At 50.3% G+C, this 21759-nt stretch carries 14 protein-coding genes; 11 read left to right on the top strand and 3 right to left on the bottom strand.

The window, feature by feature from the left end; all coding sequences use genetic code 11:
- Nucleotides 1-6: 6 nt before the first annotated feature.
- Entirely contained in the window at nucleotides 7-1785 is a 1779-nt protein-coding gene (locus D9741_RS02345) for a sigma-54-dependent Fis family transcriptional regulator (RefSeq protein WP_130217912.1), read from the bottom strand.
- Nucleotides 1786-2263: 478 nt separating this feature from the next.
- Here D9741_RS02345 and ygeW point away from each other — a divergent pair, with 478 nt between their 5' ends.
- The 5 genes from ygeW to arcC are packed head-to-tail and all read left to right on the top strand — an operon-like array spanning nucleotide 2264 to nucleotide 8394.
- Nucleotides 2264-3451 (top strand): knotted carbamoyltransferase YgeW, encoded by a 1188-nt coding sequence (ygeW, locus tag D9741_RS02340; RefSeq protein WP_001360948.1) that lies wholly within the window; start codon nucleotides 2264-2266, stop codon nucleotides 3449-3451.
- A gap of 58 nt (nucleotides 3452-3509) precedes the next feature.
- Nucleotides 3510-4706, top strand: coding sequence for a diaminopropionate ammonia-lyase (gene dpaL, locus D9741_RS02335; RefSeq protein WP_130217914.1), 1197 nt, complete (start codon nucleotides 3510-3512; stop codon nucleotides 4704-4706).
- Between the two features lie 57 nt (nucleotides 4707-4763).
- On the top strand, nucleotides 4764-5975 hold the full coding sequence (locus tag D9741_RS02330) for a YgeY family selenium metabolism-linked hydrolase (protein ID WP_064529812.1): 1212 nt from the start codon (nucleotides 4764-4766) through the stop codon (nucleotides 5973-5975).
- Between the two features lie 53 nt (nucleotides 5976-6028).
- The gene (gene hyuA / locus D9741_RS02325; protein ID WP_130217916.1) at nucleotides 6029-7414 is read left to right on the top strand and encodes a D-phenylhydantoinase; all 1386 of its coding nucleotides are present in this window, start codon (nucleotides 6029-6031) and stop codon (nucleotides 7412-7414) included.
- A 47-nt stretch (nucleotides 7415-7461) separates the two neighbouring features.
- A complete protein-coding gene (gene arcC / locus D9741_RS02320) occupies nucleotides 7462-8394 on the top strand; it encodes a carbamate kinase (protein WP_130207792.1) in 933 nt (310 codons plus the stop codon).
- Between the two features lie 219 nt (nucleotides 8395-8613).
- Here arcC and yqeB read toward each other — a convergent pair whose 3' ends face one another.
- Nucleotides 8614-10239 carry a selenium-dependent molybdenum cofactor biosynthesis protein YqeB gene (gene yqeB, locus D9741_RS02315; RefSeq protein ID WP_130217918.1) on the bottom strand — a complete coding sequence of 542 codons (1626 nt, stop codon included), beginning with the start codon at nucleotides 10237-10239 and terminating at the stop codon, nucleotides 8614-8616.
- Nucleotides 10240-10286: 47 nt separating this feature from the next.
- Nucleotides 10287-11057, bottom strand: coding sequence for a selenium cofactor biosynthesis protein YqeC (yqeC, locus tag D9741_RS02310; RefSeq protein ID WP_130217920.1), 771 nt, complete (start codon nucleotides 11055-11057; stop codon nucleotides 10287-10289).
- 92 nt (nucleotides 11058-11149) lie between these two features.
- Here yqeC and mocA point away from each other — a divergent pair, with 92 nt between their 5' ends.
- From mocA to xanQ, 6 genes are all read left to right on the top strand, one after another.
- Entirely contained in the window at nucleotides 11150-11728 is a 579-nt protein-coding gene (mocA, locus tag D9741_RS02305) for a molybdenum cofactor cytidylyltransferase (RefSeq protein WP_130217922.1), read from the top strand.
- 322 nt (nucleotides 11729-12050) lie between these two features.
- Nucleotides 12051-15149, top strand: a complete 3099-nt coding sequence (gene ygfK, locus D9741_RS02300; protein WP_130217924.1) for a putative selenate reductase subunit YgfK — start codon at nucleotides 12051-12053, stop codon at nucleotides 15147-15149.
- 2 nt (nucleotides 15150-15151) lie between these two features.
- Complete coding sequence (ssnA, locus tag D9741_RS02295; RefSeq protein ID WP_130217926.1) at nucleotides 15152-16480, top strand: putative aminohydrolase SsnA; 1329 nt, start codon at nucleotides 15152-15154, stop codon at nucleotides 16478-16480.
- Between the two features lie 50 nt (nucleotides 16481-16530).
- A complete protein-coding gene (ygfM, locus tag D9741_RS02290) occupies nucleotides 16531-17310 on the top strand; it encodes a molybdopterin-dependent oxidoreductase FAD-binding subunit (protein ID WP_130217928.1) in 780 nt (259 codons plus the stop codon).
- Nucleotides 17307-20177 (top strand): molybdopterin-dependent oxidoreductase Mo/Fe-S-binding subunit, encoded by a 2871-nt coding sequence (locus D9741_RS02285; RefSeq protein ID WP_130217930.1) that lies wholly within the window; start codon nucleotides 17307-17309, stop codon nucleotides 20175-20177. The genes ygfM and D9741_RS02285 overlap by 4 nt, the downstream gene beginning before the upstream one ends.
- Nucleotides 20178-20343: 166 nt before the next feature.
- Entirely contained in the window at nucleotides 20344-21744 is a 1401-nt protein-coding gene (xanQ, locus tag D9741_RS02280; RefSeq protein ID WP_130217932.1) for a xanthine/proton symporter XanQ, read from the top strand.
- Nucleotides 21745-21759: the final 15 nt, after the last annotated feature.

The raw sequence follows: 21759 nt of genomic DNA, 5'->3' as shown, positions 1-21759 counted from the left end.
TGATGACTATGCGCTTAACAATTCATATTTCTTAATTTTACGATAAAGCGTGGCGATGCCAATACCAAGCTCATCAGCGACTTGCTTCTTACTTTTATGCCGTGAGAGCGCTTCGCGAATCATCTGCTTTTCCATCTCCTCCAGCGCTGTGCCGCCAGCATCATCAAGAGCCAAATGTGCCTCGCTGGCTTCTGGCATCTCACTTTGCTCCGTCGTACCGTTATTAACCAGATTTGGTGGTAGTAGCGTACTGTCGATGACTTCGCCCGAAGGAACGACGTTGACCAGATACTCCATCAAATTACTTAACTCTCGCAGGTTCCCTGGCCAACGATGCTTACGCAGTAACTCAACAACATCGGGAGCAATACCCGGGTAAACCGATCCCAGACGACGGGTATGGAGATGTAAAAAGTAATGCACCAGCAGTTCAATATCTTCCTGACGCTCACGTAGCGGTGGCAGAGTGATAGGAATAACGTTAAGTCGGTAGAAAAGATCTTCGCGGAATTTACCTTCGGCTATGAACTGAGCCAGATTCTGGTTTGTTGCAGAAATGATGCGGATGTCGACCTGTATTGGGCTACTGGCGCCAATAGGCAGGATCTCACGCGCTTCAATCGCCCGCAGCAGTTTTGCCTGAAGCATTAAAGGCATATCGCCAATTTCATCAAGAAACAGCGTTCCCGTGTTTGCTGCCTGAATCAGCCCTGTTTTACCGTTGGCAGAAGCGCCAGTAAATGCGCCTTTAACATAACCGAACAGCTCACTCTCCAGAAGCTGCTCCGGAATCGCCGCGCAGTTGATAGCGATAAAGGGTTTGTTCCGTCGCCCACTCAACTTATGAATAGCACGGGCCACCACTTCTTTTCCGGTCCCGCTTTCACCAACGACCATGACGCTGGAGGGGCTAGGTGCGATGCGGCTAATCAGCCGTTTTAATTGCCGCATAACACGGCACTCGCCAACCAATTGTTCAATATGCGGTTCATCAGATGCATTTGCCACGGAAAAACTGGTATGGGATTGGTGAAACGCCATTAAAAATAGCTGTCGTCCCTGAATGTTATGCAACTGACCAATTATCAATTCACTTTTATCATCCCACGAGACAATATGTTGCATATGTCCATGAGTAAAATTACTCTCAAATGTTAATGGCCTGAAACGGATAAGTTTCCCAACCATATTATTTTGCACAACGCCAAGTGTTTTTAATGCAGTCTGATTAACGAACTGAACACGATTTTCCTCATCAATAACTAATACACCTTGATCCATATTATCGATCATGGTAGCAAATATTTTACTGATGTTATCTCCCGGCCCCTGATCTTCCAGGAGTTTCGAGACAAAAATAGTCGATATATGGCGAACGTAATCTGAAAATTCGCGTAAATTATCACTGATATGTTCTTGTTGCTCATGAGTAACAGCAATCAAACTTATCACTCCGACACAACGATCCTGCAGAATAACGGGCGTCCCCAGGAATGCCTTCTCACGACAACTCTCTTTACTGTCGCAGCCTTCACAAAGGGGATCGAAGCGAGAATGTGTCACGACCTTTTCGGTTTTCGTTTCGAGGACATAGCGGAGCAAGCGTGAGTTGCCACTCAACTGGCGACCAAGAAATTTCCCGTATGCGCCGGTTCCAGCGACGCGACACAAGTTTTCATCAACGATCTCAACCTCAAGCTGCAAAACGCTGGCTAGCATTCTGGCAAAACGCTGAATTGTTGGTTGAATTTGCATCAAAACTGACTGCGTATTAGCAAGCTCCATAGCTTTACCTTCCAGAATCACTTAAAAGTCGATCATTGAAGACGTTGATGGTTCACAGATCATAACGATATTAACTCAGGCAAAAATCGCTTTGCTAAAAACATAAGATTTTTATCACTTTCTAATGAAATTATGGAAGTGATATCACATTTCTATATCAATATGAGAATTACGGGAGTGAGTTTATCAAACTGACGAGCTTTCACCTGTCCCTTTATCTTATTTCTGATACTTAGCAGCAAATAAATAACTGCGTTAAAAAAGCCAAACGTTTCCGTATATTTTTAACTTCCGTAGTGTGGCGATAATTTGTGATCAATCCCACATATCCCCTGTCAGATTAGCGTTTCGTGACCGCGTAGATAATTCTGGCATGTTTATTGTTAGTCCCTGGTATAGCTGTGAAAACACCAATCACTTTGGCAAGTCACAGTGAAATAAACCACTTTGCCTGTCATTCCACTACCGGGACTTTATGATGAAAACTGTTAATGAGCTGATTAAGGATATCAATTCGCTGACCTCTCACCTGCACGAGAAAGATTTTTTGTTAACGTGGGAACAGACGCCAGATGAACTGAAACAAGTACTGGACGTTGCCGCAGCATTAAAAGCACTGCGTGCCGAAAACATCTCTACCAAAGTCTTTAATAGTGGATTAGGTATTTCCGTATTCCGCGATAACTCCACCCGTACCCGTTTCTCTTATGCTTCCGCACTTAACCTGCTCGGCCTTGCACAGCAGGATCTCGATGAAGGTAAATCACAGATTGCGCACGGCGAAACTGTCCGTGAAACCGCTAATATGATCTCCTTCTGCGCTGACGCTATCGGTATTCGTGACGATATGTATCTGGGCGCGGGTAACGCCTATATGCGTGAAGTTGGCGCGGCCCTCGACGACGGCTATAAGCAAGGCGTACTGCCGCAGCGCCCGGCTTTAGTTAACCTGCAATGCGATATTGACCATCCGACTCAATCAATGGCTGACCTGGCATGGTTACGTGAACACTTTGGTTCGCTGGAAAACCTGAAAGGTAAAAAAATCGCCATGACCTGGGCCTACTCCCCAAGCTACGGTAAACCGCTGTCTGTACCACAAGGCATCATCGGTCTGATGACCCGCTTCGGTATGGATGTCACCCTTGCCCATCCAGAAGGTTACGACCTGATCCCAGATGTCGTTGAAGTCGCTAAAAACAATGCTAAAGCCTCCGGCGGCAGCTTCCGTCAGGTAACAAGCATGGAAGAAGCATTCAAAGACGCTGACATCGTTTATCCGAAGTCCTGGGCACCTTACAAAGTGATGGAAGAGCGTACTGAACTGCTGCGCGCTAACGATCACGAAGGACTGAAAGCGCTGGAAAAACAGTGTCTGGCACAGAACGCACAGCACAAAGACTGGCATTGTACTGAAGAGATGATGGAGCTGACCCGTGATGGCGAAGCTCTGTATATGCACTGCCTGCCAGCCGATATCAGCGGCGTATCCTGCAAAGAAGGTGAAGTCACTGAAGGCGTATTCGAAAAATACCGTATCGCGACCTACAAAGAAGCCAGCTGGAAGCCATACATCATCGCCGCGATGATCCTGTCCCGTAAATATTCCAAACCAGGCGCACTGCTCGAACAACTGCTTAAAGAAGCGCAAGAACGCGTGAAATAACCCCCTCGGGCCGATCGACAGGTCGGCTCTCTATTTCCAGAGGCCAAAAGGATAGGATATGTCCGTTTTCTCATTGAAGATTGATATCGCCGATAACAAATTTTTCAACGGCGAAACATCACCGCTCTTTTCGCAAAGCCAGGCAAAACTGGCGCGCCAGTTCCACCAGAAAATTGCTGGCTATCGCCCAACACCGCTTTGTGCGCTGGACGATCTCGCAAACCTTTTTGGTGTGAAGAAAATTCTCGTTAAGGACGAATCAAAACGATTCGGTCTGAACGCCTTCAAAATGCTCGGCGGTGCGTACGCCATCGCTCAATTATTGTGCGAAAAATATCATCTTGATATCGAAACGCTGTCATTCGAGCATCTGAAAAATGCCATCGGCGAAAAAATGACATTCGCTACAACGACCGACGGCAACCACGGGCGCGGTGTTGCCTGGGCAGCACAGCAACTCGGTCAGAACGCGGTAATTTACATGCCGAAAGGTTCTGCTCAGGAACGCGTTGACGCCATTCTGAACCTCGGAGCCGAGTGCATCGTCACTGACATGAACTATGACGATACCGTTCGCCTGACCATGCAACACGCGCAGCAACACGGCTGGGAAGTGGTGCAAGATACCGCCTGGGAAGGTTACACCAAAATTCCAACCTGGATCATGCAGGGCTACGCCACTCTGGCAGATGAAGCCGTCGAGCAAATGCGTGAAATGGGCGTAACACCAACTCACGTTCTGCTGCAAGCCGGTGTCGGCGCTATGGCCGGCGGCGTACTAGGTTATCTGGTGGATATTTACACCCCGCAAAATCTGCACAGCATCATTGTTGAACCTGACAAAGCTGACTGTATTTATCGCTCCGGCGTCAAAGGAGACATCGTCAACGTTGGCGGCGATATGGCCACGATTATGGCGGGCCTGGCTTGCGGCGAACCTAACCCTCTGGGCTGGGAAATCTTACGTAACTGTGCCACCCAATTTATCTCCTGTCAGGACAGCGTTGCCGCATTAGGTATGCGTGTGCTGGGTAATCCGTACGGCAACGATCCACGCATCATTTCTGGTGAATCTGGCGCTGTCGGTTTGGGCGTTCTCGCGGCTGTTCATTATCACCCGCAACGTCAAAGCCTGATGGAAAAACTGGCTCTGAACAAAGATGCCGTCGTCCTGGTTATCAGCACCGAAGGCGACACCGACGTGAAGCACTACCGCGAAGTTGTCTGGGAAGGCAAACACTCTGTAGCACCTTAATCACCCTATTGGAACAACTCCCCGCCAAACGGGGAGTAAAAAATCTGGAGAAAAATAATGGCTAAGAATATTCCATTCAAACTGATTCTTGAAAAAGCAAAAGATTACCAGGCAGACATGACTCGCTTCCTGCGCGATATGGTTGCTATTCCCAGTGAAAGCTGCGACGAAAAACGTGTAGTACATCGTATTAAAGAAGAGATGGAAAAAGTCGGCTTCGATAAAGTTGAAATCGATCCGATGGGTAACGTTCTCGGCTATATCGGCCACGGTCCGCGTCTGGTTGCGATGGACGCTCACATCGACACCGTAGGCATTGGTAACATCAAAAACTGGGAATTCGACCCGTACGAAGGCATGGAAACCGACGAGCTGATCGGTGGCCGTGGTACTTCCGACCAGGAAGGCGGCATGGCATCAATGGTTTATGCCGGTAAGATCATTAAAGACCTCGGTCTGGAAGATGAATACACCTTGCTCGTTACCGGTACGGTGCAGGAAGAAGACTGCGACGGTCTGTGCTGGCAGTACATTATTGAACAATCCGGCATTCGCCCGGAATTTGTGGTCAGTACCGAACCAACCGACTGCCAGGTATATCGTGGTCAGCGCGGTCGTATGGAAATTCGCATTGATGTTCAGGGCGTTAGCTGCCATGGTTCAGCACCAGAACGCGGTGATAACGCCATTTTCAAAATGGGTCCGATTCTTGGCGAGTTACAAGAACTGTCCCAACGTCTGGGCTATGACGAATTCCTCGGCAAAGGTACTCTGACTGTTTCCGAAATTTTCTTCACCTCACCAAGTCGTTGCGCAGTAGCAGACAGCTGTGCCGTTTCCATCGACCGTCGCCTGACCTGGGGCGAAACCTGGGAAGGCGCGCTGGATGAAATCCGCGCCCTGCCTGCGGTACAGAAAGCTAATGCTGTCGTTTCTATGTACAACTACGACCGTCCGTCCTGGACTGGCCTGGTTTACCCAACCGAATGCTACTTCCCGACCTGGAAAGTGGAAGAAGATCATTTCACCGTTAAAACGCTGGTGAATGCCTACGAAGGTCTGTTTGGCAAAGCCCCGGTCGTTGATAAGTGGACGTTCTCAACTAACGGCGTATCCATCATGGGCCGTCACGGCATTCCGGTCATCGGCTTTGGACCGGGTAAAGAACCTGAAGCACACGCGCCAAACGAAAAAACCTGGAAATCTCACCTGGTGACCTGTGCCGCTATGTACGCTGCAATCCCGTTAAGCTGGCTGGCAACAGAATAATTACTCTTCACCTATTTCCCTCCGGTTCGCCGGAGGGTTTTTTGGAGTTTGCTATGCGCGTATTGATCAAAAACGGCACTGTCGTTAACGCAGATGGACAAGCCAAACAGGACTTGCTGATTGAAAGCGGTATTGTCCGCCAGTTAGGCAAAGATATTTCGCCGCAACTCCCCTGTGAAGAAATTGATGCCACTGGCTGTTACGTTTTCCCTGGCGGCGTAGATGTCCATACACATTTCAATATTGATGTCGGCATCGCGCGCAGTTGTGATGATTTTTTTACCGGTACCCGCGCAGCCGCGTGTGGCGGTACAACAACCATTATTGATCATATGGGATTTGGCCCGAATGGCTGCCGATTACGCCATCAACTGGAAGTTTATCGTGGTTATGCCGCCCATAAAGCGGTCATCGACTACAGCTTCCACGGTGTTATCCAGCATATTAATCACGCCATCCTCGACGAAATTCCGATGATGGTCGAAGAAGGGCTGAGCAGTTTTAAACTCTATTTAACCTATCAATACAAACTCAACGATGATGAAGTCCTACAGGCATTACGCCGCCTGCATGAATCCGGCGCGCTGACCACTGTACACCCAGAAAATGACGCCGCAATCGCCAGTAAGCGAGCGGAGTTTATCGCCGCTGGGTTAACCGCGCCGCGCTACCACGCCTTGAGCCGACCTCTGGAATGCGAAGCCGAAGCCATCGCCAGAATGATTAACCTGGCACAAATTGCCGGTAACGCCCCGCTCTATATCGTGCACCTGTCTAACGGCTTAGGTCTGGATTATCTGCGCCTTGCTCGCGCGAATCACCAGCCAGTCTGGGTTGAAACCTGCCCGCAATATCTCCTGCTGGACGAACGCAGTTACGATACAGAAGATGGCATGAAGTTCATTCTTAGCCCGCCGCTGCGCAACGTTCGCGAGCAGGACAAACTGTGGTGTGGTATCAGCGATGGTGCGATTGACGTGGTGGCGACCGATCACTGCACCTTCTCGATGGCCCAGCGCCAACAAATTTCTAAAGGCGATTTCAGCCGCTGCCCAAATGGCTTGCCCGGTGTGGAAAATCGCATGCAGTTGCTGTTCTCCAGTGGCGTGATGACGGGACGTATCACACCGGAGCATTTTGTTGAATTAACCAGTGCGATGCCCGCAAGGCTGTTTGGCCTGTGGCCACAAAAAGGATTATTAGCACCCGGTTCCGATGGCGACGTGGTGATTATCGACCCACGCCAGAGCCAACAAATTCAGCATCGCCATCTCCACGACAACGCCGACTACTCTCCCTGGGAGGGATTTACCTGTCAGGGCGCAATTGTCAGAACCTTCTCCCGTGGTGAAACGATTTTCTGTGACGGCACCTTTACAGGCAAAGCCGGACGAGGCCGTTTCCTGCGACGCAAACCGTTTGTCCCTCCCGTGCTCTAACCACTGCCAGGGATCTATACACAATCAAGAATGATGAGTGAGGAAAAATGAGTAAGAAAATTGTTCTCGCCCTCGGCGGGAATGCGCTGGGCGACGATCTGGCCGGACAAATGAAAGCGGTAAAAATTACGTCTCAGGCAATTGTTGATTTAATTGCCCAGGGACATGAAGTTATCGTCACTCATGGTAATGGACCGCAGGTAGGCATGATTAACCAGGCATTCGAAGCCGCTGCAAAAACTGAAGCGCATTCACCGATGCTGCCAATGTCTGTCTGTGTTGCGTTGAGTCAGGGATATATTGGTTACGATCTGCAAAACGCCTTAAGAGAAGAACTGCTTTCTCGTGGCATTAATAAACCCGTTGCAACGCTGGTTACCCAGGTCGAAGTCGACGCTAACGATCCGGCCTTCCTCAACCCAACCAAACCGATCGGTTCGTTCTTTACCGAGCAGGAAGCAGAGCAACTGACAAAACAGGGCTATACCCTGAAAGAAGATGCGGGTCGCGGCTATCGTCGTGTCGTTGCTTCGCCTAAGCCGGTAGATATTGTTGAAAAAGAGACAGTTAAAGCGCTGGTAGATGCAGGACAGGTTGTGATCACCGTTGGCGGTGGCGGTATTCCTGTGATTCGAGAAGGTAACCACCTGCGCGGCGCCAGTGCGGTTATCGATAAAGACTGGGCCAGCGCCCGTTTAGCAGAAATGATCGATGCCGATATGCTGATCATTCTGACTGCGGTAGAAAAAGTGGCGATTAACTTCGGTAAAGAGAATGAGCAGTGGCTCGATCGCCTGTCATTGGCCGATGCAGAACGCTTTATCGAAGAAGGGCATTTTGCAAAAGGTTCTATGCTGCCGAAAGTGGAAGCCGCCGCATCATTTGCCCGCTCTCGCGCAGGTCGCGAAGCACTGATTACCGTGTTGAGCAAAGCGAAAGAAGGGATTGAAGGCAAAACCGGAACGGTGATTTCTCAGTAATTTATTGGCCGGGTGGCGATGCCATTCGGCCAAAGATTGTTAACAAAGTGCGCGTTATTGATGCCGGATGCGGCGTGAACGCCTTACTCAGTCTATAAAACATCTAATATTCAATTAATTGCAAAGCACTTGTAGGCCTGATAAGCGCAGCGCATCAGGCAATTTAGCGTTTATCATCAGTCTCAAGGCCGGGCGGTAATACCATCCGGCCATTTTCATTTAAGCTACTTCCAGCACTTCTTTCGTCGCTTTAACGCCCTGATGCATCAACATCATTAACGCCTCAAGTACGCCACCACCAATCGCTCGGGCTTTGTCAGAAACGCTGGTGAAATCAGCCGTTTCACCACGAGGATCGATATCACCGATTTTAAAGCCACCGACCACCGCCAGCCCGTCGTTAAGTAAACCACGCACCATTCCCGCCAACGGCGCTTTTATTTCATGCTCGCCAATCCAGGCAATAACATCGCCCTCTTGCACCAGATCGCCTAACTTCACGTTGGACCGCATGATACCTGCCGCCGGAGCGCGAATAACTCGCCGGGTGGTATGCCCCATAATATTGCCAGGAACGCCAGTGTTCTCCTGTGCGCAACCAGAGTAAATAACCTGTCCCAACCAATGCCCACGATTTGTTTCAATCACCGCATGACAATCTTTACCTGCGGTAAAGCCCGGCCCAAGCGCAATTGTCACCGGAGCCATATCCATACGCGTACCTAAATTCTGTTTCGCCAGAATAGCGTCCACCACGCAAAGTGGTTTCAGCTCATCAAGCAGTAAACAGTCGGGGTCTACCATCACGGGAATAAATCCGCGCTCAGTCAGTTTCATCGCCTCTGCAGAGCTGGTTGCCAGTCGGGCGGTGACGCCTTCAACCGTCATTTCGTCATCGAACACGGCCTGGGCAAACGCCACGGTACAACGAATCACCGTCGGTTTTTCCACTTCCAGCATGATCACTTTAAAACCCGCATGATACAGACGTAGCGCCACACCACTGGCGATATCCCCCGCACCGCGAATCACCACCAGCTGGTGTCCGGAAGGATGAGAAGGTTTCATCATCAGCCCACCCGGCGCGTGATTTTTCACCTGTAATATTTCTGCCAGAACGCTGATAGCGATCTCCTGCGGCGTTTCCGCACCTATGTTGTAACCAACGGGCGCATGTAAACGGGCAATATGTTCTTCAGCCACGCCTTTCTCACGCAATTGACGCAAGAAAAGCTGAACCTTGCGGCGACTTGCCAGCAACCCCAACCATGCAATGGGCTGTTCAATGAGTTTATCGAGGGCTTCACGATCCTGATTATTCGTGGCAATCAGGATAAAATTATCAGGGCGAATATCCAGTGCTTCCACTGCCGCGCCAAACGACTCAGCATGAACAAGCGCAGTTGATGGCGGGAAAAGTTCAGGATTCAGGCTTTCGCGATAAATATCGGCAACAGCAATATCAAACCCCAGCAGTGCTGCGCTTTGGGCTATCGCCCGGTTAACATGCCCCGCGCCGATCAACACCAGCCGGGGTCGCATACCATGTACGCTGATAAACACTGACATTGCGCCTCCGCAATCTGACCCGACGGCATCCGCGCCGTTACGCGCCATGCGACCATGGAATAATCGCGGCTTACGTTCCTGCAATGCCTGAAGCGACTCTTCAATCACCTTCCGCTCAACCATTCCGCCACCAATTGTACCGACGATAGAACCATCGGCGCGCACTAACATTTGTGCAGAATGGCGGGGAGTAGAGCCTCGGCTATCTACAATTTGCGCCATCGCAAACGGACAATTTTGCTCTTCGAGTTTTGCAGCCTCTGTGAAAATATTCATACCAACCTCAATGGATATCCTTTCAGTAACCCGGAATATCCGGGCCGCTAATTCACAAATCTGCGCGCGATTGCAGGATGTTCTTGTATATCGCCCAGCCAGATTGCCTCTACGTCATGTTGTTGCAGCGGCTGAAGTAGCTCGCTTTGCGCAATCGCATTCTCACATTGAGAAAAACGGTTAATGAACCAGATTCGCCGACAGCCTTGCGGTACGTTTTTAAACGCGCCCTGCGGGTGACGAACCAGCGCAATGAGATCGCTCAGTTGCAAGGTCGTCCCTGACGTCAGCCCAGTAATATCGGCAAACTGCGACCAGCGATGGACATTTTCCGCACCAACTTTCGCGCCCAAAACATGCCCGCCCATCACAGCAATCACGCAGCAACTGCTTTTCGGTATGCAAGGTTCGTGCTCATCCGGCGCTTTTAACGGCATTCCACGTGAGCCATCTGCCTCAATGAGAATTACGTCACACTCTGGTCGTTGCACCAGTGCATCGATCGCTTCTGGCGTAAATCCCTGCACTTTTCCCTGGTTCGCTTTCCAGCGGTGAAAACAAAATGAAATGGGGGATGTAAGAGACGCATGAGGAAGCATGGCGGGATCACGGCAGAAAACCACGGGCCAGTGTGAATCTGGCATAAACATATGTGTAGTCGTAGTGATCAACACGCGCCTACCGATGGACTGAAATAACTGCGCCAGCCAAAAAAGCAGACTGGTTTTCCCCCCGGCGCCAACAACAGAAATCACAGTGGGGTGTTTCTGCGCGCCTAAATCAATGAATAACGCCGATGGGTCAATTATACTTTTCACGAGTCTTCATGGACCTCTCTGGGGTAAGTACGCATTAATCAGGGAGTAACACATTTTCAGGCGTTATTAGCCCATATAATAATGGAACCACTATGTCAGCCATCGACTGTATTATTACCGCGGCCGGATTATCATCAAGAATGGGGCAATGGAAAATGATGTTACCCTGGCAACAGGGAACAATTCTTGACGCGAGTATCAAAAATGCGTTGCAGTTTTGTAGCCGAATTATTTTAGTCACTGGTTATCGCGGTAATGAACTGCATAATCGCTACGCAAGCCATAGCAACATTACTATTATCTACAATCCAGATTATGCGCAGGGGTTACTGACTTCGGTAAAGGCCGCAGCACCAGCGGTACAAACAGAACATTGTTTTCTCACTCATGGTGATATGCCAACCATCAATAGAGATATTTTCCTAAAAATCTGGAGTTTACGAAACAACGGAGCCATACTCCCGCTCCATAATGGTACACCTGGCCATCCGATTTTAGTGTCAAAATCCTGCCTGATGCAGGCGGTCAAACAACCCAATGTTACCCATATGCGCCAGGCATTACTCATGGGCGAACATTATTTCGTCGAAATGGAAAATGAAGAAATAATTTTAGATATAGATACTCCAAATGACTTTATTAATGTGCAAAAAAAGCATACTAAAATTTAGAAAAGCCAGTTAAACGATTGCGTTCAAATATTAAATCCACTCAGTACGTCTTTATCATAATGATACAGAATCACTGATTTTGAGAAATGAGAAAAAGTGATAAAACTCCTGACAACAACAATACCCAGGAGTGATTTTAATTCTCATTTGACACCTGTGAGATCATTCACAAAAGTCCCTTAAGTTTCGAGGCGCTTCACATTTTTTTATATTTCCTGGCGAACATGGCAAGAGTGGTGTGATTGTTGCTCTATCCCCCTAAACCACCGGATTTCTCAATACCGGTCACTCAATGATATCTGTGTAAGCTAAGGAGAGGGTTATGGGGGATATTATGCGTCCCATTCCGTTTGAGGAACTTTTGACGCGCATATTTGATGAATACCAACAACAACGCTCAATCTTTGGTATTCCCGAGCAACAGTTTTACTCACCCGCAAAAGGTAAATCTGTCGGTGTTTTCGGTGAAACCTGTGCGACACCAGTCGGCCCCGCCGCAGGTCCGCACACGCAACTCGCACAAAACATCGTCACTTCCTGGCTGACTGGCGGACGCTTCATCGAACTTAAAACAGTACAAATCCTCGATCGTCTGGAGCTGGAAAAGCCCTGTATCGACGCCGAAGACGAGTGTTTTAACACCGAATGGTCCACCGAATTTACCCTGCTTAAAGCGTGGGATGAATACCTCAAAGCCTGGTTCGCCCTGCATCTTCTCGAAGCTATGTTCCAGCCGTCCGAGTCCGGTAAATCATTCATCTTTAATATGAGCGTCGGTTACAACCTCGAAGGCATTAAACAACCACCCATGCAGCAGTTCATCGATAATATGATGGACGCGTCTGCACATCCGAAGTTTGCACAATACCGCGATACGCTTCATAAACTACTCCAGGATGACGCATTTTTAGCCCGCCACGGTTTGCAGGAAAAACGTGAAAGCTTGCTGGCCTTATCGGCACGTATCCCCACCAGCATGGTACAAGGCGTTACCCTCTCCACGATGCACGGCTGCCCTCCACATGAAATCGAAGCCATTTGCCGTTACATGCTGGAAGAAAAAGAGCTCAATACCTTCGTGAAACTCAACCCGACTTTATTGGGTTACGCGCGAGTGCGCGAGATTCTCGATAGCTGTGGTTTCGATTACATTGGCTTAAAAGAAGAGTCATTTGATCACGATCTCAAGCTAACCCAGGCGCTGGAAATGCTGGAACGCCTGATGGCGCTGGCGAAAGAAAAATCGCTCGGCTTTGGCGTCAAACTGACTAACACCCTCGGCACCATCAACAATAAAGGCGCACTGCCTGGCGAAGAGATGTATATGTCCGGGCGTGCGCTGTTCCCGCTCTCCATCAATGTCGCTGCAGTTCTTTCCCGCGCCTTTGACGGCAAACTGCCTATCTCTTATTCCGGTGGCGCCAGCCAGTTAACTATCCGCGATATTTTCGATACCGGTATTCGCCCGATAACCATGGCAACTGACCTGCTGAAACCTGGTGGCTATCTGCGCTTAAGCGCTTGCATGCGCGAACTGGAAGGGTCAGACGCCTGGGAGCTTAACCGTGTTGACGTCGAACGGCTAAACAGGCTGGCAGCAGATGCGCTAACTATGGAATACACCCAGAAACACTGGAAGCCAGAAGAGCGTATTGAAGTAGCAGAAGACCTGCCACTGACCGACTGCTACGTTGCCCCCTGTGTTACTGCTTGTGCCATCAAACAGGATATTCCGGAATATATTCGCCTGCTGGGCGAACATCGCTATGCCGACGCGCTGGAACTTATCTACCAACGCAACGCCCTGCCCGCGATTACCGGCCATATTTGCGATCACCAGTGCCAGTACAACTGTACTCGTCTGGATTACGACAGTGCGTTGAATATCCGCGAACTGAAAAAAGTCGCCCTGGAAAAAGGCTGGGATGAATATAAGCAACGCTGGCACAAACCAGCCGGTTCCGGTTCTCGTCATCCGGTTGCTGTAATTGGCGCCGGTCCGGCGGGTCTGGCTGCAGGTTACTTCCTTGCCAGAGCAGGCCATCCGGTCACGCTGTTTGAACGCGAAGCTAACGCGGGCGGCGTGGTGAAAAATATTATTCCGCAGTTCCGTATTCCGGCTGAGTTAATTCAGCACGATATCGATTTTGTCGCCGATCACGGCGTGAAATTTGAGTACGGTTGCTCGCCGGACCTGACCGTCGAACAGTTAAAAAATCAGGGCTTCCACTACGTTCTGATTGCCACAGGTACTGATAAAAATAGCGGTGTGAAACTGGCGGGCGACAACCAGAATGTCTGGAAATCTCTCCCCTTCCTGCGCGAGTACAACAAGGGTACTGCGCTCAAGCTGGGCAAACATGTGGTGGTTGTCGGGGCGGGTAACACCGCAATGGACTGCGCCCGTGCGGCATTACGCGTGCCTGGCGTTGAAAAAGCAACCGTCGTTTACCGTCGTTCATTACAAGAGATGCCTGCGTGGCGCGAAGAGTATGAAGAAGCACTGCACGATGGCGTGGAGTTCCGTTTCCTGAACAATCCTGAACGTTTCGATGCTGATGGCACCTTAACGTTGCGCGTCATGTCACTTGGCGAACCTGATGAGAAAGGTCGCCGCCGCCCGGTAGAAACCAACGAAACGGTAACACTGCACGTAGACAGTTTGATTACCGCCATTGGCGAACAACAGGATACTGAAGCCCTGAATACGATGGGCGTGCCGCTGGACAACAACGGCTGGCCAGACGTCGACCATAACGGTGAAACCCGCCTGACTAATGTCTTTATGATCGGTGACGTACAGCGCGGACCTTCCTCCATTGTCGCGGCTGTCGGCACAGCTCGTCGGGCATCGGATGCCATTCTTAGCCGGGAAAATATCCGTTCACACCAAAGCGATAAATACTGGAACAACGTCAACCCGACGGAAATCTACCAACGCAAAGGCGATATCTCTGTCACCCAGGTCGACAGCGATGATCGTGACGCGTTTGTCGCTCAGGAAGCCGCACGTTGTCTTGAATGTAACTACGTTTGCAGCAAGTGTGTGGATGTCTGCCCGAACCGCGCCAACGTGTCAATTGCGGTCCCTGGATTCCAGAACCGTTTCCAGACACTGCACCTGGACGCCTACTGCAACGAATGCGGCAACTGCGCCCAGTTCTGTCCGTGGAACGGTAAACCGTACAAAGACAAAATCACCGTCTTTAGCCTGTCGCAAGACTTTGATAACAGCAGCAACCCAGGCTTCCTGGTGGAAGATTGCCGAGTACGCGTGCGTCTGAATAACCAAAGCTGGGTGTTAAACATCGACAGCGAAGGTCAGTTCAACAACGTACCGCCAGAGCTGAACGATATGTGCCGCATCATTAGCCATGTCCACCAGCATCATCATTATCTGCTGGGCCGCGTGGAGGTGTAATCATGTTGATTCTGAAGAATGTCACCGCAGTACAGCTACACCCGGCGAAAGTGCAGGAAGGCGTCGATATCGCCATCGAAAATGATGTGATTATCGCTATCGGCAACGCCCTGACACACCGCTACCCTGAAGCCAGCTACAAAGAGATGCATGGTCGGATTGTAATGCCGGGGATTGTCTGCTCGCACAACCATTTTTACTCGGGGCTTTCCCGCGGAATTATGGCAAACATCGCCCCCTGCCCGGACTTCATCTCGACGCTGAAAAACCTGTGGTGGCGGCTCGATCGCGCCCTTGATGAAGAATCTCTCTACTACAGCGGACTGATTTGTTCACTGGAAGCAATCAAGAGCGGATGTACATCGGTTATCGATCACCATGCTTCTCCGGCGTATATCGGCGGGTCGCTCTCAACGCTGCGCAACGCATTTTTAAAAGTTGGCCTGCGCGCGATGACCTGTTTTGAAACCACTGACCGTAACAACGGCATTAAAGAGTTACAGGAAGGGGTAGAAGAAAATATCCGCTTCGCCCGTCAGATTGATGATGCGAAGAAAGCGGCAACCGAGCCGTACCTGGTAGAAGCGCATATCGGCGCTCACGCTCCGTTTACCGTGCCAGATGCTGGGCTGGAAATGCTGCGCGAAGCAGTGAAAGCTACCGGGCGTGGTTTACACATTCACGCCGCTGAAGACCTTTACGACGTTTCTCACAGTCACCACTGGTACGGCAAAGACCTGCTGGTACGGCTGGCAGAATACGATCTCATCGACAACAAAACGCTGGTTGCTCACGGACTTTATTTGTCGAAAGAAGATATTGCTCTGCTCAATCAGCGCGATGCGTTCCTGGTGCATAACGCCCGTTCCAACATGAACAACCACGTCGGTTACAACCATCACCTTAGCGACATCCGCAATCTGGCGTTGGGAACCGACGGCATTGGTTCAGACATGTTTGAAGAGATGAAATTTGCCTTCTTTAAACATCGCGATGCGGGTGGTCCGCTATGGCCTGACAGTTTTGCCAAAGCCCTGACTAACGGCAACGAACTGATAAGCCGCAACTTTGGCGCAAAATTTGGCCTCCTGGAAGTCGGTTATAAAGCAGATTTAACCATTTGCGATTACAACTCGCCGACGCCGCTGCTGGCAGAAAATATCGCCGGACATATCGCCTTTGGTATGGGGTCAGGCAGCGTTCACAGCGTGATGGTCAACGGCGTGATGGTCTATGAAGATCGTCAGTTTAACTTCGATTGCGATTCCATTTATGCGCAAGCCAGAAAAGCCGCTGCCAGTATGTGGCGTCGTATGGATGCATTGGCATAAATGACAAAAACCCTCTTCCTTCCGGGAAGAGGGTTAAATAAGGAAAGAAGATGATTGAACAATTTTTCAGGCCCGACTCTGTCGAACAGGCGCTGGAACTGAAGCGCCGCTACCAGGATGAAGCCGTCTGGTTTGCCGGCGGCAGCAAACTCAACGCCACGCCAACCCGCACCGATAAAAAGATTGCCATTTCCTTACAGGATCTGGAACTGGACTGGGTTGACTGGGATAACGGCGCACTGCGTATTGGTGCAATGTCTCGCTTACAGCCACTGCGTGATGCGCGCTTTATTCCTGCGGCACTGCGCGAAGCACTCGGTTTTGTTTACTCTCGCCATGTTCGTAATCAGTCGACTATTGGTGGCGAAATCGCCGCCCCGCAGGAAGAATCGGTGTTGCTTCCCGTTCTGCTGGCTCTGGATGCTGAACTGGTTTTTGGCAATGGTGAAACACTGTCCATCGAAGAGTACCTGGCCTGCCCATGCGATCGCCTGCTAACCGAAATCATCATTAAAGATCCGTACCGCACCTGTGCGACTCGCAAAATTAGCCGTTCCCAGGCTGGATTAACGGTAGTGACGGCAGCCGTAGCGTTAACCGACCACGACGGTATGCGAATTGCGCTGGATGGCGTCACCAGTAAAGCACTGCGTCTGCACGATGTCGAAAAACAAAATCTGGAAGGCTATGCACTTGAACAGGCTGTCGCCAACGCCATTTTCCCGCAGGAAGATTTGCGGGGCAGCGTAGCCTATAAACGCTATATCACGGGAGTTCTGGTAGCCGACCTGTATGCCGACTGCCAACAGGCTGGGGAGGAAGCCGTATGAATATCCACTTTACTTTAAATGGTGCGCCCCAGGAGCTAAAGGCCAATCCTGGTGAGAACGTGCAAAAGCTGTTGTTTGGCATGGGTATGCACTCTGTGCGCAACAGTGATGATGGCTTCGGTTTTGCCGGTTCTGACGCGATTCTTTTTAACGGTAATATCCTTAACGCCTCCCTGTTGATAGCAGCACAGTTAGAAAACGCAGACATTCTCACCACTGAATCCTTAGGCAAATGGAATGAATTAAGTCTGGTTCAACAGGCAATGGTTGATGTCGGCGTGGTGCAGTCCGGTTATAACGATCCGGCTGCGGCTCTGATTATCACCGATCTTCTCGATCGCATCGCCACACCAACCCGCGAAGAGATCGACGACGCGCTTTCTGGTCTGTTCAGCCGCGATGCTGGCTGGCAGCAATACTACCAGGTCATTGAACTGGCGGTTGCACGTAAAAATAACCCACAGGCTACGATTGATATCGCCCCAACTTTCCGCGATGACCTTGAAGTTATTGGTAAACATTACCCGAAAACCGACGCTGCCAAAATGGTGCAGGCGAAACCCTGCTATGTTGAAGACCGCGTAACCGCTGACGCCTGCGTCATTAAAATGTTACGTAGCCCACACGCTCACGCACTGATTACCCATCTGGATGTCAGTAAAGCCGAGGCTTTACCGGGCGTTGTTCACGTTATTACTCACCTGAATTGCCCGGATATCTACTACACACCTGGTGGTCAGAGCGCACCGGAACCGTCACCGCTTGACCGCCGTATGTTCGGCAAGAAAATGCGCCACGTCGGCGATCGCGTGGCTGCGGTCGTCGCTGAAAGTGAAGAAATTGCGCTCGAAGCACTGAAGCTCATCGACGTTGAATATGAGGTGCTTAAGCCAGTAATGTCGATTGACGAGGCAATGGCGGAAGATGCGCCTGTCGTACACGATGAACCGGTGGTGTATGTTGCTGGTGCGCCAGATACTCTGGAAGACGATAACAGCCATGCAGCCCAGCGCGGCGAGCATATGATCATCAACTTCCCTATCGGTTCTCGCCCTCGCAAAAATATCGCCGCCAGTATTCATGGTCATATTGGTGATATGGACAAAGGCTTTGCCGACGCCGATGTGATCATTGAGCGGACCTATAACTCAACTCAGGCGCAGCAGTGCCCTACTGAAACACACATCTGCTTTACCCGCATGGACGGCGATCGTCTGGTTATCCACGCGTCCACTCAAGTACCGTGGCACCTGCGTCGCCAGGTTGCGCGTCTCGTGGGCATGAAACAGCATAAAGTTCATGTCATTAAAGAACGCGTAGGCGGCGGTTTTGGGTCTAAACAGGACATCCTGCTGGAAGAAGTGTGCGCCTGGGCAACCTGCGTGACCGGGCGTCCGGTACTGTTCCGCTACACCCGTGAAGAAGAGTTTATTGCTAACACCTCTCGTCACGTCGCGAAAGTTACCGTAAAACTGGGGGCCAAAAAAGATGGTCGCCTGACGGCAGTGAAGATGGATTTCCGCGCCAACACAGGTCCTTACGGCAACCACTCACTCACCGTACCGTGTAACGGACCGGCGCTGTCGCTGCCGTTATATCCGTGCGATAACGTCGATTTCCAGGTCACCACCTACTACAGCAACATCTGCCCAAATGGTGCTTATCAGGGTTATGGCGCACCGAAAGGTAACTTCGCTATCACTATGGCATTAGCAGAACTGGCTGAACAGTTGCAGATCGACCAGCTGGAAATTATCGAACGTAACCGGGTACACGAAGGGCAAGAGCTGAAGATTCTCGGCGCAATTGGCGAAGGTAAAGCGCCGACCTCCGTTCCTTCTGCTGCCAGCTGCGCACTGGAAGAGATCCTGCGTCAGGGGCGTGAGATGATCCAATGGTCTTCACCTAAAGCGCAGAAGGGTGACTGGTGCGTGGGTCGTGGCGTCGCCATTATTATGCAGAAATCAGGTATCCCTGATATCGATCAGGCTAACTGCATGATCAAACTGGAATCAGACGGTACATTTATCGTCCATTCTGGTGGTGCCGACATCGGTACGGGTCTGGATACTGTAGTCACTAAACTGGCGGCCGAAGTGCTGCATTGTCCACCGCAGGACGTGCATGTTATCTCCGGTGATACCGATCATGCGTTGTTTGATAAAGGCGCGTATGCCTCGTCCGGCACTTGCTTCTCAGGCAACGCCGCACGTATGGCAGCGGAAAATTTACGCGAGAAAATCCTTTTCCACGGCGCGCAAATGTTGGGTGAGCCATTGGAAGATGTTCAACTGGCAACGCCGGGCGTTGTGCGCGGCAAGAAAGGTGAAGTCAGTTTCGGGGATATTGCCCATAAAGGCGAAACCGGTACTGGCTTTGGTTCACTGGTGGGAACAGCCAGTTACATCACGCCTGATTTCGCCTTCCCGTATGGGGCAAACTTCGCTGAAGTGGCCGTCAATACACGTACCGGTGAAATCCGCCTGGATAAATTCTACGCCTTGCTGGATTGCGGTACTCCGGTCAACCCGGAGTTAGCGTTGGGGCAGATCTACGGCGCTACCCTCCGAGCTATCGGCCACAGCATGAGCGAAGAGATCATTTATGACGCCAAAGGACACCCGTTAACGCGTGATTTACGCAGCTATGGCGCGCCGAAAATTGGCGACATTCCGCGTGATTTCCGCGCTGTGCTGGTGCCGAGTGACGATAAAGTCGGCCCATTCGGTGCGAAATCAATCTCGGAGATCGGCGTGAACGGTGCAGCACCGGCAATTGCTACCGCAATTCACGATGCTTGCGGCATTTGGTTACGCGAATGGCATTTCACACCGGAGAAAATACTCACCGCACTGAAAAAAATATAAATAATAAATGGCCGCTTCGGCGGCCAGTTTCCCTTGTATTAAAGATAACTAATTAGTAACTGCGAAAATGAGATAAGCCGTTCTCAAGGCGTCCTGCGCCCCAAATTCGTGGGAATTTATTTTACTGATTCAGATGATCAAATTTACTTTATAAAGGAGTGAAGGGATGTCTGATATAAACCATGCAGGTTCTGACCTTATATTTGAACTGGAGGATCGCCCTCCTTTTCATCAGGCTATCGTTGGTGCCATTACCCATCTATTGGCAATTTTCGTCCCAATGGTAACACCCGCTCTAATTGTGGGGGCGGCCTTACAACTTTCCGCAGAAACCACTGCCTACCTGGTTTCTATGGCGATGATCGCTTCTGGTATTGGTACCTGGTTGCAGGTAAATCGCTATGGAATTATAGGTTCAGGTTTACTCTCTATTCAGTCAGTCAATTTTTCATTTGTGACAGTCATGATTGCGCTGGGTAGCAGCATGAAAAGCGACGGTTTTCATGAAGAGTTAATCATGTCGTCACTCCTCGGCGTCTCCTTCGTTGGCGCCTTTCTGGTGGTCGGAGCCTCTTTTATTCTTCCTTATTTACGCAGAGTAATTACTCCCACTGTCAGTGGTATTGTTGTACTGATGATCGGCTTAAGCCTGATTAAAGTTGGCATTATTGATTTTGGCGGTGGTTTTGCCGCCAAGAGCAGTGGCACGTTCGGCAACTACGAGCACCTTGGCGTTGGTTTACTGGTGCTGATTGTGGTTATTGGCTTTAACTGTTGTCGCAGTCCGCTACTACGTATGGGCGGAATCGCCATTGGTTTGTGTGTGGGTTATGCGGTTTCATTATGCCTTGGCATGGTGGACTTCAGCAGTTTACGCAATCTCCCCCTCATTACTATTCCCCACCCTTTCAAATACGGATTTAATTTCAACCTCCATCAGTTCCTGGTGGTCGGCACCATTTATCTGCTTAGTGTACTGGAAGCAGTAGGGGATATCACCGCCACAGCAATGGTTTCCCGCCGCCCTATCCAGGGAGAAGAATATCAGTCACGCCTGAAAGGCGGCGTGCTGGCAGATGGTCTGGTTTCGGTTATCGCCTCCGCCGTCGGCTCACTACCATTAACCACGTTTGCACAAAATAACGGTGTTATTCAGATGACCGGTGTCGCCTCACGTTATGTCGGGCGAACCATCGCGGTAATGCTGGTTATCCTCGGATTATTTCCGGTGATCGGTGGCTTCTTCACCACTATACCCTCGGCAGTTCTGGGTGGTGCAATGACGTTGATGTTTTCCATGATTGCCATTGCGGGTATCCGCATCATTATTACCAACGGATTAAAGCGCCGTGAAACACTTATTGTCGCCACTTCTTTAGGTTTAGGACTTGGTGTTTCTTATGACCCCGAAATTTTTAAAATATTACCCGCCTCAATATATGTATTAGTTGAAAATCCTATTTGTGCCGGAGGCCTAACTGCGATTTTATTAAATATTATCCTCCCTGGTGGCTACCGACAGGAAAACGTTCTGCCGGGTATTACCTCAGTGGAAGAAATGGATTAACAGTAAAGGAGTCAA

It is taken from the genome of Escherichia sp. E14V7 (genome assembly GCF_004212225.1).
Classification (GTDB): domain Bacteria; phylum Pseudomonadota; class Gammaproteobacteria; order Enterobacterales; family Enterobacteriaceae; genus Escherichia.
Note: the sequence above shows the minus strand (reverse complement) of the source record. Positions and strands in the feature narration are given on the sequence as shown.

Bases quoted from the DNA above. Each gene is read 5' to 3' on its own strand.
- D9741_RS02345 (WP_130217912.1), bottom strand. From the start codon at position 1,785: ATGGAGCTTGCTAATACGCAGTCAGTTTTGATGCAAATTCAACCAACA.
- ygeW (WP_001360948.1), top strand. From the start codon at position 2,264: ATGAAAACTGTTAATGAGCTGATTAAGGATATCAATTCGCTGACCTCT.
- dpaL (WP_130217914.1), top strand. From the start codon at position 3,510: ATGTCCGTTTTCTCATTGAAGATTGATATCGCCGATAACAAATTTTTC.
- D9741_RS02330 (WP_064529812.1), top strand. From the start codon at position 4,764: ATGGCTAAGAATATTCCATTCAAACTGATTCTTGAAAAAGCAAAAGAT.
- hyuA (WP_130217916.1), top strand. From the start codon at position 6,029: ATGCGCGTATTGATCAAAAACGGCACTGTCGTTAACGCAGATGGACAA.
- arcC (WP_130207792.1), top strand. From the start codon at position 7,462: ATGAGTAAGAAAATTGTTCTCGCCCTCGGCGGGAATGCGCTGGGCGAC.
- yqeB (WP_130217918.1), bottom strand. From the start codon at position 10,239: ATGAATATTTTCACAGAGGCTGCAAAACTCGAAGAGCAAAATTGTCCG.
- mocA (WP_130217922.1), top strand. From the start codon at position 11,150: ATGTCAGCCATCGACTGTATTATTACCGCGGCCGGATTATCATCAAGA.
- ygfK (WP_130217924.1), top strand. From the start codon at position 12,051: ATGGGGGATATTATGCGTCCCATTCCGTTTGAGGAACTTTTGACGCGC.
- ssnA (WP_130217926.1), top strand. From the start codon at position 15,152: ATGTTGATTCTGAAGAATGTCACCGCAGTACAGCTACACCCGGCGAAA.
- ygfM (WP_130217928.1), top strand. From the start codon at position 16,531: ATGATTGAACAATTTTTCAGGCCCGACTCTGTCGAACAGGCGCTGGAA.
- D9741_RS02285 (WP_130217930.1), top strand. From the start codon at position 17,307: ATGAATATCCACTTTACTTTAAATGGTGCGCCCCAGGAGCTAAAGGCC.
- xanQ (WP_130217932.1), top strand. From the start codon at position 20,344: ATGTCTGATATAAACCATGCAGGTTCTGACCTTATATTTGAACTGGAG.